At 59.3% G+C, this 17,187-nt stretch carries 17 protein-coding genes; 5 read left to right on the forward strand and 12 right to left on the reverse strand.

Features of this window, described 5'->3' with window-relative positions:
* Window positions 1-6 precede the first annotated feature (6 nt).
* The 10 genes from ACR0AJ_RS08610 to ACR0AJ_RS08655 form a co-directional block, all read right to left on the reverse strand.
* Entirely contained in the window at window positions 7-765 is a 759-nt protein-coding gene (locus tag ACR0AJ_RS08610) for a methyltransferase domain-containing protein (protein ID WP_480740601.1), read from the reverse strand.
* On the reverse strand, window positions 762-1,382 hold the full coding sequence (locus ACR0AJ_RS08615; protein ID WP_170551998.1) for a pimeloyl-ACP methyl esterase BioG family protein: 621 nt from the start codon (window positions 1,380-1,382) through the stop codon (window positions 762-764). Before ACR0AJ_RS08615 ends, ACR0AJ_RS08610 begins: the two co-directional genes overlap by 4 nt.
* Window positions 1,379-2,665, reverse strand: a complete 1,287-nt coding sequence (gene bioA / locus ACR0AJ_RS08620; protein ID WP_480706028.1) for an adenosylmethionine--8-amino-7-oxononanoate transaminase — start codon at window positions 2,663-2,665, stop codon at window positions 1,379-1,381. Before bioA ends, ACR0AJ_RS08615 begins: the two co-directional genes overlap by 4 nt.
* The gene (bioD, locus tag ACR0AJ_RS08625) at window positions 2,662-3,282 is read right to left on the reverse strand and encodes a dethiobiotin synthase (RefSeq protein WP_170349944.1); all 621 of its coding nucleotides are present in this window, start codon (window positions 3,280-3,282) and stop codon (window positions 2,662-2,664) included. Before bioD ends, bioA begins: the two co-directional genes overlap by 4 nt.
* On the reverse strand, window positions 3,279-4,412 hold the full coding sequence (locus ACR0AJ_RS08630) for an 8-amino-7-oxononanoate synthase (RefSeq protein WP_480740604.1): 1,134 nt from the start codon (window positions 4,410-4,412) through the stop codon (window positions 3,279-3,281). The genes bioD and ACR0AJ_RS08630 overlap by 4 nt, the downstream gene beginning before the upstream one ends.
* On the reverse strand, window positions 4,409-5,389 hold the full coding sequence (gene bioB, locus ACR0AJ_RS08635; protein ID WP_170349946.1) for a biotin synthase BioB: 981 nt from the start codon (window positions 5,387-5,389) through the stop codon (window positions 4,409-4,411). Before bioB ends, ACR0AJ_RS08630 begins: the two co-directional genes overlap by 4 nt.
* Before the next feature lie 106 nt (window positions 5,390-5,495).
* Complete coding sequence (locus tag ACR0AJ_RS08640; protein WP_480740605.1) at window positions 5,496-6,266, reverse strand: heme ABC transporter ATP-binding protein; 771 nt, start codon at window positions 6,264-6,266, stop codon at window positions 5,496-5,498.
* A 3-nt stretch (window positions 6,267-6,269) separates the two neighbouring features.
* On the reverse strand, window positions 6,270-7,334 hold the full coding sequence (locus tag ACR0AJ_RS08645) for a FecCD family ABC transporter permease (RefSeq protein ID WP_480740607.1): 1,065 nt from the start codon (window positions 7,332-7,334) through the stop codon (window positions 6,270-6,272).
* Entirely contained in the window at window positions 7,327-8,178 is an 852-nt protein-coding gene (locus tag ACR0AJ_RS08650; RefSeq protein WP_480740608.1) for a heme/hemin ABC transporter substrate-binding protein, read from the reverse strand. Before ACR0AJ_RS08650 ends, ACR0AJ_RS08645 begins: the two co-directional genes overlap by 8 nt.
* Window positions 8,175-9,221 (reverse strand): hemin-degrading factor, encoded by a 1,047-nt coding sequence (locus ACR0AJ_RS08655; RefSeq protein WP_480740610.1) that lies wholly within the window; start codon window positions 9,219-9,221, stop codon window positions 8,175-8,177. The genes ACR0AJ_RS08650 and ACR0AJ_RS08655 overlap by 4 nt, the downstream gene beginning before the upstream one ends.
* A 315-nt stretch (window positions 9,222-9,536) precedes the next feature.
* Here ACR0AJ_RS08655 and ACR0AJ_RS08660 point away from each other — a divergent pair, with 315 nt between their 5' ends.
* From ACR0AJ_RS08660 to tolA, 5 genes are read left to right on the forward strand one after another with little or no spacing between them, the layout of a single operon-like run.
* On the forward strand, window positions 9,537-11,591 hold the full coding sequence (locus ACR0AJ_RS08660; RefSeq protein WP_480740612.1) for a TonB-dependent receptor: 2,055 nt from the start codon (window positions 9,537-9,539) through the stop codon (window positions 11,589-11,591).
* 58 nt (window positions 11,592-11,649) lie between these two features.
* Window positions 11,650-12,483, forward strand: a complete 834-nt coding sequence (locus ACR0AJ_RS08665) for a MotA/TolQ/ExbB proton channel family protein (protein ID WP_480740614.1) — start codon at window positions 11,650-11,652, stop codon at window positions 12,481-12,483.
* A 4-nt stretch (window positions 12,484-12,487) separates the two neighbouring features.
* Window positions 12,488-12,859 (forward strand): ExbD/TolR family protein, encoded by a 372-nt coding sequence (locus ACR0AJ_RS08670; RefSeq protein ID WP_480740616.1) that lies wholly within the window; start codon window positions 12,488-12,490, stop codon window positions 12,857-12,859.
* 4 nt (window positions 12,860-12,863) lie between these two features.
* Window positions 12,864-13,247, forward strand: coding sequence for an ExbD/TolR family protein (locus tag ACR0AJ_RS08675; RefSeq protein ID WP_480740618.1), 384 nt, complete (start codon window positions 12,864-12,866; stop codon window positions 13,245-13,247).
* The gene (gene tolA / locus ACR0AJ_RS08680; RefSeq protein WP_480740619.1) at window positions 13,244-14,062 is read left to right on the forward strand and encodes a cell envelope integrity protein TolA; all 819 of its coding nucleotides are present in this window, start codon (window positions 13,244-13,246) and stop codon (window positions 14,060-14,062) included. Before ACR0AJ_RS08675 ends, tolA begins: the two co-directional genes overlap by 4 nt.
* A 12-nt stretch (window positions 14,063-14,074) precedes the next feature.
* Here tolA and trhA read toward each other — a convergent pair whose 3' ends face one another.
* Both trhA and ACR0AJ_RS08690 read right to left on the reverse strand, forming a co-directional pair.
* A complete protein-coding gene (gene trhA, locus ACR0AJ_RS08685; protein ID WP_170412274.1) occupies window positions 14,075-14,743 on the reverse strand; it encodes a PAQR family membrane homeostasis protein TrhA in 669 nt (222 codons plus the stop codon).
* Window positions 14,744-14,780: 37 nt separating this feature from the next.
* Entirely contained in the window at window positions 14,781-17,129 is a 2,349-nt protein-coding gene (locus ACR0AJ_RS08690; protein ID WP_480740621.1) for a fatty acid cis/trans isomerase, read from the reverse strand.
* Window positions 17,130-17,187: the final 58 nt, after the last annotated feature.

A 17,187-nucleotide genomic window follows, 5' to 3' on the forward strand; every position in this document is an offset into this window, starting at 1 on the left:
GCGGGATCAGTCGGGTTTCCGGGCGATGATCCAGGTCGGGTGATAGGTCAACGGAACCCCGTCCTTGCCGCCAAACTGCCGAACATAGTCATTATTGAAGGAAAGCAGGCTCGACTTTGTCCACGGCTTCTGCGCGCGCCCGTTCACTCCGGTTCTGCGCAGATGGTCCAGCACGTCGCGAGGAGAGGAAAACTGCATCTGCTGTTTGGATTCTCCGGCACTGACGACGTTCAGAATACCTTCGACAGCAGCGGCCAAAACCTCCGGTCCACAAAGGCCGGGCGCCTTCGCCGCCGATCCAATCTGCACCAGTTCCTGATATTGCAGCGGGCCAAAACCGGAAACCGCCAGCCAGCCTCCGGGGGCCAGCGCCTGCGCGGCCCGGTGCAGGAACGCGGCGGGATCGGGCAACCACTGGATCATTGACGCCGAGGCAATCAGATCCGGTTTCGCAGGCCATGCGACCGTTTCCGCATCACCACACAGAAATCCTGCACCAAAGGACGCGGCGGTCTCATATGCCTCGGGTGACAGATCGTTGACGATCAAACCACCAAACGCGAACTGCGCGCAAAGCCTTTGGGTCAAATGACCGGTGCCACAGCCAAACTCCAATCCGGACGCAAAATGCGTCGGAGCACCGTCACGTTGCAAATCCTTCGCCAATCGCTCAGCTATCCGCGCCTGTTGGTTGGCAGCCTCGTGGTACGAGCGGAAACTGCGGCTAAAACTACGCTGGACGCGGCTGGTCATCTGGGCATTCATGCGATCCACTCCTGCCAGTTCTGACCGTTGGCAAAGGGTATATGCGCGGTTGGAACAGTTCGGACTGCTTCTTGTTGATCAACCCACGCTGCCTTTTGGGCGGATGTGGAAATGATCCGGTCCCTCAGCGGCATCCAAATCCGGTCGAACCCGGGATCGGATGCCGGGCCTCGTTCGATCACCGCGTGCAACTCTGCTTTTGCCGTGTCGATATCTATTTCGGGCGCCGGACCTTCCAGCCCAGCTCGGCGGCAGAACTTGGCAAAGCTGGCGGTGCTGAGTTGATCGGCCGTGGCCCGGATCATGTCCGGCGCGATGCCGCGTTCGACATCGGCGGGATGCAAAGTGCCGCTGACCGCGATCAGCCGATCTGGCCGCACCCCCGTTTGTGCCAACCAATGCGCGGCCGAGGCCACGCCAAACGAGAACGCGATCAGGGTGACCCTGTCATAGTTTGACAACTCGCTCAGTGGGTTATCCAAACGGATATAGTCGTCGACGAACAAGACATCCGTATTGCCCTCAAGGCTTTCGAAAGGACCCGGGCCAAGGGCCCAGCCCCCGAAGACCAAAAGCACCTCGGCCGTGCCTGAGCGGGACAACCAGCGCTGTTTCATGACATCCCTCGAACCAGCGATACCATGGCCGAGGTTACGCGGCTTAGCTCATCTGATGAGATGATATAGGGCGGCATGCAATAGATGTTGCGCGCGAACGGTCGCAGCCAGACGCCGGTTTCCAATGCCAACCCATGCGCCACCGACGGGTCGACCCGGCCTTCCATCTCGATAACACCGATGGCACCCAAGACGCGCACATCCGCCACGCCGGGCAAGTTGCGCGCCAGAGCCAGCTCCTGCGTCATCTGCACAGCGATACCCGCCACTTCCGACCGCCAATCGCGGGCCGAGAGTTGTTCCAGACTGGCCACCGCCGCCGCGCAGGCCAGCGGGTTAGCCATATAGGTGGGCCCGTGCATCATGACGCCGGCCTCGCTTTCCCCAATCCGTCGTGCGACGGTTTCGGTGGTGACCGTGGCCGCCAACGTGATATGCCCACCTGTCAGCGCCTTACCCACGCACAGAATATCTGGCACAATGTCGGCATGGTGCAGGGCAAACAGCTCACCGGTGCGGCCAAAGCCAGTGGCGATCTCATCGAAGATGACTAGCACGTCATGTGCCTTGCACATCTCATGGGCGCGCTGCAGCCAGGTCGGGTGGTAGAAATACATCCCCCCTGCCCCCTGAACCACAGGTTCAAGGATCAGCCCCGCGATCTGGTCAGCTTTCGCCTCCAGCAACTGTTCCAGTGCATTCAGCCCGTTCAGGTCACCATCCTCGGACCAGTCCTGACCAAAGGCGATCTGTGGGCGCGGCAGGAAATGCTGAACGGACAGGGCGCCCGCAAACAACCCGTGCATTCCGTTGACCGGGTCGCATACGCTCATCGCTTTCCAGGTGTCGCCGTGATAGCCGCCGCGGATGGTGGCAAACTGCGTTCGCCCCTTGCGACCCTGCGCCATTTGGTACTGCACCGCCATTTTCAGGGCTACTTCGATGGCGACCGACCCGCTGTCGCTGTAGAAAATGCGATCCAGCCCGTCGGGCAAAAGCCCGATCATTTTCCGGCCCAGTTCAATCGCGGGTTCATGTGTCAGCCCACCAAACATCACATGCGGCATCCGATCCAACTGCGACTGCATGGCTGCGATGATGGCCGGGTGACGATGCCCGTGCACCGCGCACCACCAGGACGACATGGCGTCGATCATCTGTGTGCCATCCTCAGCCGTCAGCCAAACCCCATCTGCCCCCGTGATCAAGTGCATCGGGCCGGGTTCCAGCACGTTTGTGTAAGGGTGCCACAGATGGCGGGCATCAAACTCCAGCGGTGTCATAAGGCACCTCGGATCGCGTCAATGTCGATGGCAGAAAATGCGTTAGACAGAGTTTCGCGTGAAAGGTTTTCGACGAAGGGCAGCCTGCCCAAATGGCGGATATTGGTCATTTCGGCGATGGTCTGTTCCACGTCCGGCTCTGGGTCGCCAACAAAGGCCACACCAATCACTTTGCACCCTGCATTGCGCAATGCCATCAGGGACAGGGTCGTGTGATTGATCGTACCCAGTGCGGTACGCGCCACCAGCACAATCGGGGCCTGCCACTGCGCAATCACATCCAGGAAAAAGACCTGACGGTTCAGCGGCACCATCAACCCGCCCGCGCCTTCAACCACAAGTGGGCCGGGCACCGGCGGCAAGGTCAGGCGGGCCGGGTCGATTTCAATCCCCATATCCTCGGCCGAGAGATGTGGCGAGGCAGGCATGTTCAACCGATACGCCTCGGGCAGCACCTCGGCCCCGGTCAGGGCCTTGACGGTTTCCGAGTCTGTGGCCTCTTCCAGCCCCGACTGCACAGGTTTCCAATACCGCGCGCCAAGGACTGCTGTCAGGCCCGCTGCAAAGACAGTTTTCCCGATGCCCGTATCCGTTCCGACTACGATGACAGGGCTCATGCGGCCTCGCTTTGTTGATGCGCTAGGGTTTCGAACAAGGCGGTAATATTGGCCTGTGAAACATTGCCTGTAATCGAAACCCGTAGCCGCGATGTGCCGCGCGGAACCGTAGGAGGGCGAATGCCGCGCACGTCAAAGCCTTGCGACTGCAGGGCTGCGGCCGTCTGCATCGTGCGCGCTTCGTCCCCAAGAATGACGGGGATGATCTGACTGTTCAGCGCACCCGGCGACACGCCGTTCCGGCGCGCTTCGGCATGGGCATGATGTATTCGAGCGTTCGCCGCCTCGGTCAGTCCGGTGTCTGATTGCAAATGCGCCAGTACAGCCCGCACCAGGGCCGCGTTAAACGGAGATGGCGCGGTCGCAAAAATGAACGGCCGTGCCCTGTTGATCAGCGCGTCGATCATCAGCCGTGGGCCACAGATCAGTCCGCCCGAAACGCCCAGACCCTTACCGCAGGTATGCAATGTCAGCACTTCGGTCTTCAACCCATGCGCCAGTCCTTTGCCGTGTGGGCCGAAAACACCGGTTGCATGGGCTTCGTCCACGACCAACACCGCTTCCTGCTCCACAGCCAGATCGGACAGCGCGTTCAGGGGCGCGAGATCACCCTCCATCGAATAAACGCTTTCCACGGCAATCCAGATTTGACCGGACCCTCCTGCGGAAAGCCAGTCGGCAATAACACGGCGTGCGTCGGCCACATCGTTATGAGCAAAGGCCCGCGTGTCGGCCCGGCCCATACGCATTCCTTCATGAGCGCTGGCATGAACCAGATCGTCATACAGGATCAGATCACCGCCGGCGGGAAGGGTCGAAAAAATCGCCTGATTGGCCTGAAACCCGCCGCCCATGAACAAGGCGGCCTCGGCGTCGAAAAACGCGGCGGCCTCAGACTCCAACGCCTCATGTTCCGGGTGATTGCCGCGCAGCAACCGCGACCCACCCGATCCCAGCGGCACACCGCGATCCAGCGCCTTTTGCGCGGCACCTTGCAGCCATGCAGATTCTGACAGACCCAGATAATCATTCGAGGCAAAGTCCAGTCCACGCCTCGGGGTCAGCACCCGGCGACGATGCCGGGCGCCTAATGTTTCAAGCATCGAGTTCATGCGACCCAATGCTTTCATTCAGCAGCCTCCGCACAGCTTTGCCCGGCCACGGTTTCGGCTTGCAGCCCAAGCTTGGCAAACAGGATCGCGTCGGTGTCTTCTTCCGGGTTCTCTGCCGTCAGCAGCGTTTCCCCCACAAAGATCGAGTTCGCCCCGGCCAGGAAACACATGGCCTGATGCTCATCGGTCATGTCGCTGCGTCCGGCAGACAAGCGAACATAGGATTTCGGCATCATGATACGGGCGGTGGCGATCACACGCACGAACTCGATCGGATCGATCGGCTTGGCGTCCGCCAGCGGTGTGTCTTCCTGCGGCATCAGCATGTTGATCGGCACTGATTCAGGTGCGGGTCCCATATTGGCCAGTGTGACCAACATATCGACACGGTCGCCGACCTCTTCACCCATCCCCAGGATACCGCCGGAACACACTTTGATCCCGGCTTCTTGCACGCGGGTCATTGTATCGATCCGGTCGGCAAAGGTGCGGGTGGTGATCACTTCGGGGTAATACCGCTCGGACGTGTCGATGTTGTGGTTGTAATAGTCCAGGCCGGCGTCACGCAGGCGAAACACCTGGTTGTCGTCTAGCATGCCCAGTGTCATGCAAGTCTCCATGCCCATCTCGCGAACGCCTTCGACCATGGCCACCAGCGCATCCATGTCGCGATCTTTCGGTTCACGCCAGGCCGCGCCCATGCAGAACCGGGTAGCACCACCATCCTTGGCCTTGCGGGCCTCGGCCAGCACGCGCTGAACCTCAATCAGTTTCGAGGCCGACAGCTTCGAGCCGTTACGCGCCGATTGCGAGCAATAGGCACAATCTTCGGCACAACCACCTGTCTTGATCGACAACAGCTTGGAGGTCTGAATCTTGTTGGGATCGAAATTCTCGCGATGCACGGTCTGCGCGCGGAACAGCAAATCCATCAGGGGAAGATCATATACGGCCTGCGCCGCCTCGCGGGTCCAAGTGGGGGAGGTGTTTTCCATTTTATCGATAATCTATCCAAAACTCCATGCCTAGCCTTTCTAATATCGATAATCCGACAAACTACAACTTAAATCTAATTCAACAGCGCCGAACCGCGAAGCGTGATCAAAGCCCGGCCACCTGCGGTAAAAGGTAGACTCCTGTTTCAGGGGCACAATTGACCGCAATACGGCAGCCATACGCCTGACTGAGCAAATCGTCGCACAATGTATCCACCGGCGTGCCCTGGCTGAGGATTTGCCCATCCGACAGTAGAATCACATTGTCGGCACACATGGCCGTCAGGTTCAGATCATGCATCACCATGACCACCCCGCCGCCGCTGGCCGCGAAATCCCGAACAATTTGCATCACCTGCAATTGGTGGCCGATATCCAGGCTGGAAACGGGTTCGTCCAGAAACAACCAGCGCGACCCTGTCGGCCCGGTCGGTTGCCACACCTGCACCAGAACGCGGGCCAGTTGAACACGCTGCTGCTCACCCCCTGACAGTTCCTGATAGAACCGCCCTTCAAAACCACCCAAACCAACACGGGTCAGCGCTTGCAGGGCAATCCGGTCGTCCATAGCCCTGCGCATACGCCCCATGCGGATCACCTCTAACACGGTGAAAGGAAAGCTCATCGGAGTCGCTTGTGGCAAGACGGCACGAATGTCGGATAGCTCAGCAGCGCTGGTTCGCGCGATATCCCGACCGTTCAACGTAACGGCCCCGTCATGGTCCAGATCGCCGGTCAGCGCGGCCAACAAGGTAGATTTACCCGCCCCCGACGGGCCGACAACAGCAGTCACCTGTCCGGGCTGGGCTGAGAAAAACAGATTGCTTAGGATCGTGCGGCGTCCCCGCTGAACGCTCAGGTCTGTGACAATCAACATGGTCTAAAGGTCCACAATTCCGCGTTGCCTCAACAAAATCCACAGAAAGAACGGCGCGCCGATGACTGCGGTGACAATCCCAATGGGCAGCTCAGACGGCGCGATGATCATTCGGCTGATCAGGTCGGCCAGCACCAGAAGCGCCGCACCCAGAAGGGCCGAATTGACCAGCAGGTATTTGTGATCGGGCCCCGAGGCCAGTCGTAGCAGATGCGGCACCACGATACCCACAAACCCTATCCCACCACTGACGGCCACAGCTGCCCCGGTCGATGCGGCGACGACCAGAATGGAGCAGGTTTTCAGATGTTGCACGCGGATGCCGATATGCCCGGCTGCGGCTTCGCCCAGGGCCAGACCGTTCAGACCCAGCGCCAGAAATGGCGACAGCATTAGGGGGATCAGGATCAACGGGGCCGCAACCATGATCTTGCCCCAACTGCTGCCCGCCAGAGAGCCCATGGACCAAAAGGTGAAATCCCTCAACTGCGCGTCATCCGCCACATAGACAAGGATGCCTGTCAATGCCATCGCCAGTGCGGTCAGCGCAATCCCGGCCAGCAGCATCGTTGCAACAGAGGTTCGGCCACGCCGCGTTGCAACCCGATAGAGCAGCATTGTGGTGATCCAGGCGCCAAGGAACGCAGCAATCGGGACAAGCCATGTTGCCAGCCCGGCGGCAACGGTCAAAGTCCCGCCCAGAACAATCGCACCGACCGCCCCCAAGCTGGCCCCGGCGCTGGCTCCAACTATGCCCGGATCGGCCAGCGGGTTGCGGAATAAGCCCTGCAGCACCGCCCCAGACACAGCCAGCGCCGCCCCAACAAGACAACCCATGATCACACGGGGCGCGCGGATATCCAGCAAAACCACCCGGTCCCGCAAGGACAGGTCTTGGCCCTGTGCCATATCAATCAATGCCTGCCACAACGACGTGCCCGCTGATCCCGTTGCAAGCCCGGTCAGCACCACCACACTCAATACAACGATCAAAACCCAGCTGAGCCGACGCGCGGTTACGCTCCGGTCGCCGTCGATTGCCATCCCGTCAGCGGTTTGGTCAGCCATTGGCGCCGCGCAATCCAGCTGCAAGATCAGAGATGGCCTGCCCGGTGCGCACCGAGAAACCCAACAACAACATGCCATCCATCCGCAACAATTTAGCGTTCTGACCTGCCGGTGTGGCCGCAATCGCAGGGTGTTTGAGAACCTCTTCATCTGTCAGGGAAATCTGTCGGCCGCTCTCCATCAGCAAGATGACATCGGGGGCTGCTGTAATGATCGCTTCATCCCCCAACGGTTTATAGCCCTGAAACCCCTCAACAGCATTTGTGGCCCCGGCCAGTTCGATAATACCCTGCGCTGCCGTATCCTGCCCAGCGGCCAGCACGCGCCCACTCTGCATTGCCAGTACAAACAGAACACGCTGATCGGCCAATTCACTTTGCGCAGTGGCGGCATCGATTGCGCCGCCAACGCGTTGCGCCAGTGCTTCGCCCTCGTCAGGAACATCCAGCGCCTTGGCAACGGCCTTGATCTTGGCGACAACCGCCGCGCGATCATGGCCCATCGGTATACTGACAAAAGGGATATGAGTTTCGGCCAGAACCTCCAGCGTTTCCGGCGGGCCTGCGCCCTCTTCTGCCAAGATCAGATCGGGGCTGACCGACAGCAACCCCTCGGCGGACAAGCGGCGCACGTAGCCTATGTTTGGCAATGCGGCGACCTGCGGCGGATGGTTCGACGTGCTGTCGCGTGCCACCAACCGGTGTTCTTGTCCCAGCGCATAAATGATCTCGGTGATCGATCCCCCGGCCGAGACAATGCGTTGCGCCGGGTCGGCATGCAGACCAAATGCAGATACCAACAGCACCAATCCGGCAAGTTTCAGTTTTGCGCCCACCCGAGTCATGCCGGAACCTCCTCTGGGCGGCCCTCAAGCGACGCAACAAGGTCGTTCCAGATTGCAGCTGAGGCAGGCTCGGCCAGCACGCCAAAGATTTGCAATATCAGTGCGCCCTGCGCGTCAAACGCCTCGACCGAGATCGCATCGCCTCGTTTGGTGGATTTCCTGGCCTGCCAGACCTCGGCGATGTGATCGGTGCGTAGGTGCAGGTTAAAGCCAGGATCCAGCACATTCAGCCATGGGCCCATCTGCTTGACCTCTTTGATGGGTCCGGTGTGAATTTCGATGCACCCCTGATTGCCAACAAAAACCATGATCGGCAGGCCTGTTTTGGCGGCGCTGTGCAGAATTGTGTCGACATCCGATATCGCCAGAGGCCGCACATATGGCGCCCCGGCCATGCGATAGGCCCCCAACCTGTTCAGCTTGAGCTTGCGAACCATCTGGAGAAACTGATGGGTATCTGTGATTTCATCCCATCCAGCACGCAGACGGTCGGTTTTCTCGGGCTCGACCTTGGCGGGTTCAACCGCTGCGCGCGGTTCAACTGTCAGAGTGTCTGACTGGTCCGGCAGTTTCAGGGCCTCGATCACGGCATCCCATTCCTCGATCACAGAGGTATCGCGCAAAAAGACCTTGTGAACCGCATCACCTGCGGCGTCGAAAATCTGAAGGGACAGGCGTTCCGAGCCATCCTCAAGAGTTTTGTGTACAGCAAAGCCGTAAACCCAGTGACGCGGGAACATGCGCAGATCAATCTCATGATTGGCGATCAGCGCCGCGTGGGGGCCGCCACGGTAATCATCGTAAATCCCCACCTTCTCGATCACGCAGCTTTCGTTGCGAGTCAGTGCCATGACCTCGCCCAATCGGTTCACCAAGGGCATCAGCCGATCCATGTCGGGGCTTATGCGGGTGGCTCCGTGTCCGACATGCGCGGCCACCAGCTGTGCCTCGGTGATGCCGAGTTGATCCGCCAGATCACGCTCGCGCCGCTTGGGGTTTTCCAACCGCGCAGCGCGGATTTCAGAAGGGCTTGGATGGGTCATGGTCGTCTCCACAATGGTATCGAAACGCATTTGGCTGGGACCGAGACGACCGGGCTGCGCGCTTTTTTAGCTTTCTTTGCCCTTGTCCTAAGCGGTCCGGCCTGTGGCATCAAGGGCACGCAGCAGTTTTCTGACAAAAATAGTATGGTATTAAAAAATCTAATCCGCTAAGGAGCCGCCCACATGGACCACAGCGCGCGGCATCTAGCGCGCAGGCCCGTAGAAACACCCAGCACATCGCGAGGTAGCATCTGAATTTCGCCTGTTTCAGGCGGGTGCATCTCTGACTGCACGATACACATACTGGGGGTTTCAATGAAATCAGCATTAAAGCGGCCTACCGCAAGCGTGGCCCTGACCAGCGCCGTTTTGGCGGCAACGCCGCTATGGGCGCAAGAACAAGAAGACGACATCATCCAACTCGATGACATCATCGTCACCGGCACCGGGCTTCCAACCGAGGTTTTCGACAGCCCGTCCTCCGTCACCGTTGTGGATGCCGGTGAAATCCGCGAAATCCCCCCGGCCTCAGTCGCCAATCTGTTGTCGGATGTGCCGGGCGTTCAGGTGTCCGAGAATGATCTGGATCGTATCCGTATCCGTGGCGAAGATTCGCAGCGCGTCGCCATCCTGCTGGACGGTCAGCGCCTGTCGGATCACAACCGTTATGGAACACCTCTGCTGGTGTCACCCACCGATATCGAACGGATCGAGATCGTGCGTGGCCCTTCATCGGTTGTCTCAGGCAATCGGGCCATCGGTGGCGTCGTGAACATCATCACCAAACGCGGCGCAGACAAACCGGTCGAGGTTTCCGGCACCGCAGGTTACATCGGGTCCAATGACGGCTATCGCGCCGCTGCCAGCATCGCAGGTACGTTCAACGATTTTGACTATCGTCTGTCGTATTCGAAACTGGACCTGAACGACCGCGAAACACCCGACGGTGATCTGGTGCCCTCCAGCAGTGAAGAACACGGCGTGCTGGGCTTTGTCGGATACCGCTTTGGCAACAGCTATGTCGGCCTGCGCGCACAGGATTTCGACGCCTCGACCGAGGTTTTCACCGGCAGCCCGGATGCCAAGATCAACCTGCCCAAACGGGACCTGCGCAAATACAGCGCGTTCTACGAAGGCGAAGACCTGACGCCCTGGATGTCGATGCTGAAGTTCAGCGCTTACACGCAAAAGGTCGACCGCGTGTTCGACAGCGAATTCACCAGCAGCGGCGGGCCGGTCACCACCATTGTCAACGCGGGATCGGACGATGAACAGACAACCAGCGGGTTCGTGGCAACAGCAAACTTTGAATTTGCGCCCGGTCACCGATCGGTCATCGGGCTTGAATATGACGATGACCGGCTAGAGACCACCAAGACCTCTGATATCACGATCATTCCGCCCTTTGGACCGCCCAGCCAAATCAGCGTGCCCTCTTTCACGGATGCGGAAATCCGAACAGCCAGTATTTTTGGACAGCACGAAGCAACCTTTGGCGATTTCGTCGCCACGGTCGGCGCGCGATACTATAGCGTCGAAAGCGATCTGAACGAACGCACGGTCAACGGGTTTCCGCTGCCGGATGCCAGCAACAGCGATGACCGCTGGCTGGGCTCGATTGGTGCCGTCTACAATCTGTCAGATGACGCCATCCTGCGGGCCAACATCTCGCAAGGTTATACCTTCCCGTCCCTGTCCGAGCTGTACCTGTCCACGTCGGCTGGCGGCCAGGTCATCAATGGCAATCCGAACCTGAAACCCGAAACCGCGACAAACTATGAAATCGGTGCGCGCGTGAATCGCGGGAACTTCGTGCTGGATACGGCCATTTTCTATACCGAAGCCAAGGACTACATCACCACCGTGGCCGATCCGGTCAATCCGGCCGAGCTGATCTATGACAATGTCGAAAGCGCAGACAGCTGGGGCATTGAAATCGCGGCCGAGGTTGATCCCGGCTGGGGCGGTGTGCGCCCCTATGTCATCGTGTCGAATGTGACCCGAGAGTTCACCTATTCCAACGGGTTCAGCACCAAAGACAGTGGCACCCCGGAATGGACAGGGACGCTTGGTGTGCGCTCAGACTGGCAGACAGCCAGCTTGACGGGCACCTGGGATATGTTCCTGCGGGGCGAAAGCGCGGCCGAGTTGCGCGACGAAAACGGCAATATCGTGGACAGCGGGACAGCCACCGGCACCAACCCGACCTCGGGCTGGACCACGCTGAACTTCCGCGGCAGCGTGGATTTGACCGAGAACGCATTGCTGACGCTCGAGCTTAACAACATCCTCGACAGGTCCTACCGGGCCAATGACCAGATCCCGGCTGCAGGACGCAATATCAACCTATTCGTCACTGCAACCTTCTGACCCGGAGAACAGCGGGGCCACGGGGTAACCCGGTTGGTCCTGCACACAGGAGAACCTTATGATATCCCGATTGATCCTGTTTATGGCCCTTGCGATGGTACCGGTTGCCCTCGCCGCGCAAGACACCCTGACACCCCCAGTGCCAGAGGTTCTGGTGTCAAGCGACCAGATTGGACCAGCGCAACCAGATTCGGCTGAACCCAACGAGCCCGTGCCTGGACACAGCACAGGCGTGGAAACCGCACAGGATGCCTCGGTCCAGGCGGCCGAGTTTCTGCGCAAAGGCGGACCATCGATCTGGGCCATCGCGGTACTGTCTGTGGTCACCGTTGCCCTGATCCTGTGGAAGATTTGGCGGCTGGCCCTGATCGGGGCATGGTCGAGAGGCAAGGCCGGTCAGGCCGTGGATTTGTTCGAGACTGGGGAGCCCGATGCCGCTGCTACGACGCTCCATGGCCGCCGGGGAATTCGATCCAAGGTGATGAGCCATGCCATCCGGTCCATTCGCACCCTACCCGAAGACCGCGCCCGCGAAGAGGTTTCGCGCGTGGCCAAACGCGAGATTGCCGACGCCGGTACCGGCCTTCGAGCACTAGAGCTGATCGCAACGATCGCACCTCTGTTGGGTCTGTTGGGCACAGTTCTGGGCATGATTGCAGCGTTTCAGGCGCTGCAACAGTCAGGCAACCGCGCCGATCCCTCCCTATTGGCTGGCGGCATCTGGGAGGCGCTTCTGACCACCGCAGCAGGTATGGCCGTGGCCATCCCAGCCTCGGCCGCGCTGACGTGGTTCGAGGCCGTAATCGACCGCATCCGCCGCGATTTGGAAGACGGCGCAACCCGTATTTTCGTATCAGGCAAGCAGGGCAATCTGAAACTGGCTGCCGAGTGATCTGATGCAATTCGCCCCAATTGCAAAACCCAGACGCAAGCCCAACCTCACGCCGATGATCGACGTGGTGTTCCTGCTTTTGGTGTTCTTCATGTTGGCGTCCCGCTTCGGCATCGAGTCCATCTTGCCGCTGCCGCTGGCCTCTGCGGGCCACGAATATAGCGGACCGCCGCGCCTGATTGACGTCCTGCCCGACCAAGAGTTGCTGAACGGCATCGCCAGCGCGGATATAGCTCGCGATCTTGCACCACTGATGCAGGCCCCCACGGATTTGGTGATCTTGCGCGGCAGGAATGGCGCGACATTGCAACGGATCGTGACCGTCACTGAAATCCTGCGTGACGCCGGGTTTATTTCGGTCGTTTTGGTGGAATAGCGCGATGAATTTCTCGGACCCATCCGGCAAACCGCGCCCTGCATCCATCCTGCCGATGATCAATGTCGTGTTTCTACTGCTGATCTTTTTCCTGATGACGGCGAACCTGATCAAACCCGAGCCGTTCGAAGTTACCCCGCCAAAATCGACATCCGACACCGACCCCAAGGTCGAGCGGGTGCTTTATGTCGACAAAACTGGCCGTATGTCCTTCGAAGGGGAGGAAGGAAACGCGGCGCTGGTCGCCTTGGCAACGATTAGCGAAACCAACAGCGTCGTCCAGGTTCGCGCCGATGCGCAGCTTGAGGCCAAAGTGATGTCCGGGCTGCTGCGTGGTCTTGCGCAAGCGGGGCTGAACCGGGTCGAGCTTGTGGTGGCCCGAAAGTGAAACGCTGGGTTGAAGCCTTTGTTTTTGTCGCTCTGGCCGCCGCCTTGCATCTCGCCGCCTTTGCCAGCCAGCCAAAGTCTGGTGTTGTTGCGGGCGGTGTTGGTGGTGCGGATCTGGCAACGATAAAAGCTGCCGCCCCCTCGGTGGCCGAGATGGTCAAAACGTGGGAGGCTGCGCCCGTCACGCCCACCCGGCAGACGCCGACCGTGCAAGTGCCGCAAACCCCGGCCGTCCCCGCCAGGCCAACCTTGAAAATCGATCAGGCCCCAATGGCTCAAATGACAATCGCACTTGCCCCGCCAGAACCGGAGAAGCTGCCGCAGGTGGACACGGCACAGCCGCCACCAGTTGTCGCGCCGACGGAAAGGGCCGAGCGTGAATCTCAACAGCCAGACAAGACGCCCGCGCAGGACGGTCGAAAAGCCAAGGTAACCGCCGCAGGTGTCAACAAACAGGTTGCCGCAGGTTCAGGTGACGGATCGCAGGCCGGGGCGGGATCGGCGGAAGTGAACGCTGGGTCCTCTGGAAAGCAAGCAAAGCTCAAGGTGTTTTGGGGTGCAAAAGTTCGCGCCCGCATCGAGCGCAACAAGCAATCGTTGCGCCGCACGGATGGTGGCAGCGCCACGATCACCCTGACCGTTTCGCGCGATGGGCGTCTGTTGTCGCATAAACTGCTGAAATCCTCGGGCAATTCGGCACTGGATCAGGCCGCGCTTAGCGCTGTGGCCCGTACAAAGCGCGTACCGAAAGCACCCAAGGGGTTACAGGGCGACAGCTTTCGCTTTTCTGTACCGATCAGGTTTGAGCCCCGTTAACCGGCGCCACCGTCAGGAAAACGGGTGTGGTTCCAACAGAATTCGAACCGAAATCGCGATGAAAAACAGCGCGCTGCCGGTCAGGACAAACACGTGCCAGATGGTGTTGTGAAACGGCAGGTGTTCCGAAAGATAGAATGCAACACCGACGGTATAAACGACACCGCCCGCCATCATCAGCCACACTATTATCGGCGACAGCTCGGTCAGCATGGATTGTCCGGCCCAAATGATGGCCCATCCCATCATCAGATACAGGCCCAGACCAAACCACCGAAACCGGTTTGGATCGATCAGCTTCAATGTTGATCCCAGCGTCGCCGACGACCATAAGCCAATCAAAAGCCCCCATGCCTGCCCGCCCGAAAGCAAAACGAACGGCGTGTAGGTGCCGGCGATCTTGACGTAGATACCCGAATGATCCAGCCGACGCAGTAGATCGGACCATCTGTCATTGTCGACCATGTTGTAGAGGGCGGAAAACGTCAGCATCAACACCAGTGTCACGCCATAGATCGAAACTCCCAGTACCGCCTCGGGCTCGGACCGGTGCTGGGCGGTGATTGTGATCAGAACCGGCACGGCAACAAGGGCCGCGGCCACGCCCAATACGTGTACAACCCCATCGCTGATACGTTCGGCCCGGGTATAGGCCGGCCGGATATCTGCAAAAGACCACATGTCTTAAATCTAGGGGTCGGATCGCAACCCGACAAGTTTAGGTCGGATCATCCCCTGCCTTGGGGTCTTTGTACCTGTTCAGGTCAAACACCCCTGCCTGAATTGGCTTCTGATCCAGGAATATCTTGTAAATCCGATCGCTGAGCGCCCAGAATTCGGGGCTTGTCCGGCGCACGCCGTATTCTGCCACCAAGGCCATGTAATCGCTTTGCGATCTGACGGATTTCAATCCAGTGATGAAAGGAGCCAACTGGTCCGGCCGGACATGGAAATAAAAATTTGGATAACTGCCGATCAGGCCCGGAAGAATTGTCAACTTGTCCTCGGCCGGGAGTCGGCGCGCCTTTTCTTCAAACAGAAAGGCGACGTTGGAATGCGCCTTGTCATGGGCCAGGGTGAACAGCTCTGCCGCGCCGCCATCTTGCTCGACCACAAGAACGGACAGGTCGGGCAGATACTTCACCCAATCTCCGGTCTGATCCGCCAGATCGCGCAGCAAAATGCCTGACTGATCCGAGGGGCAATCACCGTCCACACATCGGTTGATCGGGTCGGTGGTGGGCCACAGGCCGTTGCCACGTTCCAGCAAGGTCAAGAGGAACTCTTGCTTAGGAGTGGTGGTTGCAAAGGTGATGCCGGTGGGGAAATGTCCATCAACGTGGCGACGGTGCCAATAGGTAAGCCATTCGGCCAACACGCCCTGATACCAGCCTTGATGCATCTGCGACCTGACATCCCGTGGCATGAAAAACAGAAACGTATCCTCACTCTCCATCCGCAGCTCGTTCATATAAAGCCGCGTGGTCAGCTGATGCTCGACCCGGCCGAAAACATCATAGCCCGCGACCAGGTCATAGTAGATACGTTCGAACACCGGGAAATCCAGAACCCACGCGGTTTCGGGAATGCCGCCGTGAAATCCGGTCATGGCCGAGGCGTTGTCGAAGTGACGGAACACGGTGATCAGAGCGTTGGGGTTCGAGCCGTCGCCGTCCCAGATCGAGCCATAGTCAAACCCGGTTTCGTATATCGGGGCCTTCTTGTACCGTGCATCCCGAAACTCGAGATACCGAACCTGGTTCTTGTGCGAAAACCCCGGCAACGCGCCCAATGCACTGGCGTCGGCCTCTGACACGGGCAACTCCAGATAGATGGCCCCGTCTTGCAGAAAGCTGGGGTCGGTAACAGACAAATCCGCTTCCGGGTCAAGGAAGCTGACCCAGAACCGGTCTTCGATCACATCAACTGCGGTCGCTCCGTGACAGACAGGGCCGCGTATGAAGCTGCGGACAAAAAACAGCGCATCATCCAACAGGAACTGATAGCGGCTTTTGGCGGGCATCTGCATATAGGTGCTGAATGGATTGCCGCCCTCGGCATCGCCATAGGGGGGTAGCTCAGTGAGTGTCCAATCGGGATCCAGAAACAATTGTTGATAGCGCGCCATGCGATCTGGTCCCATCGAATAGACCAGATGTTCCTTGTGTACGATCGTTTCGGTGACCTGCTGCAAACGATAGTAAAACGCACCCTCCCCCGGATCATCGAATGGCCGCCGCGTGGCAATAATGTCTATGGTGTCACCCGGCGCGGTGGTCGAGCGGACAAGTTGGAAGAACCGCCGCGCATCGTCGCCCTGAAAATGGAGGCGGGCCAGAAACAGGTGTTCGTACAGATACCGGCTCATCAACTGGCTGCGCATGTCGTTTGAGTTCAGGAATGTCTCCCACTGCGTGATCTGGTCCTGAATCTCTGTGGGAATTTCGGTTGCAACAGGTGGCAGCGCTGCGCCGCTGCGCGCCCAGGTCATGAGGGCCTGAAATTCGGCATCCGCCAGTGGCGCTGTGCCATAAGGCATGCCCGCAAGCGCATGATCGCGGCTGAACTGATCAAATTCACCGGATGTCGGACAGACAAGAGGGCGATCCAGCGCCAGACCAAGCTCGCTCGGAAGTGGCGCGTTAATCGGCATCGGATTCTGTCGCCCAAGCTCAAGATACCGTTCCAGCAGGCCCGGAGCTTCGGCATCACTTGGATCACGGGTTACCGTGTGAAATCCCAGCGCCCGCCATTCGGGGACCGTTTGCGCATCAATCCCCAGCCGCGTGGGCTGGGCATCGGTCAAACGCTCGGTATGATAAACGGTCTGTTTGCTTGCCCCGCGCTGAACGCCTGCGGGCGAGGTGAGCTTCAACTGACAGGGTGCGTCATAGCAGCTGTGGCAGACGACACAGCGACGGTCCATGATCGATTTCACATCAGCCAAGCTTTGACCCTGCACAGCGGGGCTGGTCGTTCCCTGGGCCCGGGCATCCAGGGTAAAAGTACCAATGCTGACCACAGCCATCGCGATTGCGACTTTCAGCAGCAATAGATGTTTTCGCATCTGCGCTCCCCCGTAACTTGCCGATATCATTGCAGTTACAGGGGGTACTAGGCAAGAA

This window comes from Ruegeria sp. CJ9 (assembly GCF_056536625.1).

Excerpts from the sequence above, each read along its gene's own strand:
- ACR0AJ_RS08610 (WP_480740601.1), bottom strand. The coding sequence starts at position 765 with ATGAATGCCCAGATGACCAGCCGCGTCCAGCGTAGTTTTAGCCGCAGT.
- ACR0AJ_RS08615 (WP_170551998.1), bottom strand. The coding sequence starts at position 1,382 with ATGAAACAGCGCTGGTTGTCCCGCTCAGGCACGGCCGAGGTGCTTTTG.
- bioA (WP_480706028.1), bottom strand. The coding sequence starts at position 2,665 with ATGACACCGCTGGAGTTTGATGCCCGCCATCTGTGGCACCCTTACACA.
- bioD (WP_170349944.1), bottom strand. The coding sequence starts at position 3,282 with ATGAGCCCTGTCATCGTAGTCGGAACGGATACGGGCATCGGGAAAACT.
- ACR0AJ_RS08630 (WP_480740604.1), bottom strand. The coding sequence starts at position 4,412 with ATGAAAGCATTGGGTCGCATGAACTCGATGCTTGAAACATTAGGCGCC.
- bioB (WP_170349946.1), bottom strand. The coding sequence starts at position 5,389 with ATGGAAAACACCTCCCCCACTTGGACCCGCGAGGCGGCGCAGGCCGTA.
- ACR0AJ_RS08640 (WP_480740605.1), bottom strand. The coding sequence starts at position 6,266 with ATGTTGATTGTCACAGACCTGAGCGTTCAGCGGGGACGCCGCACGATC.
- ACR0AJ_RS08645 (WP_480740607.1), bottom strand. The coding sequence starts at position 7,334 with ATGGCTGACCAAACCGCTGACGGGATGGCAATCGACGGCGACCGGAGC.
- ACR0AJ_RS08650 (WP_480740608.1), bottom strand. The coding sequence starts at position 8,178 with ATGACTCGGGTGGGCGCAAAACTGAAACTTGCCGGATTGGTGCTGTTG.
- ACR0AJ_RS08655 (WP_480740610.1), bottom strand. The coding sequence starts at position 9,221 with ATGACCCATCCAAGCCCTTCTGAAATCCGCGCTGCGCGGTTGGAAAAC.
- ACR0AJ_RS08660 (WP_480740612.1), top strand. The coding sequence starts at position 9,537 with ATGAAATCAGCATTAAAGCGGCCTACCGCAAGCGTGGCCCTGACCAGC.
- ACR0AJ_RS08665 (WP_480740614.1), top strand. The coding sequence starts at position 11,650 with ATGATATCCCGATTGATCCTGTTTATGGCCCTTGCGATGGTACCGGTT.
- ACR0AJ_RS08670 (WP_480740616.1), top strand. The coding sequence starts at position 12,488 with ATGCAATTCGCCCCAATTGCAAAACCCAGACGCAAGCCCAACCTCACG.
- ACR0AJ_RS08675 (WP_480740618.1), top strand. The coding sequence starts at position 12,864 with ATGAATTTCTCGGACCCATCCGGCAAACCGCGCCCTGCATCCATCCTG.
- trhA (WP_170412274.1), bottom strand. The coding sequence starts at position 14,743 with ATGTGGTCTTTTGCAGATATCCGGCCGGCCTATACCCGGGCCGAACGT.
- ACR0AJ_RS08690 (WP_480740621.1), bottom strand. The coding sequence starts at position 17,129 with ATGCGAAAACATCTATTGCTGCTGAAAGTCGCAATCGCGATGGCTGTG.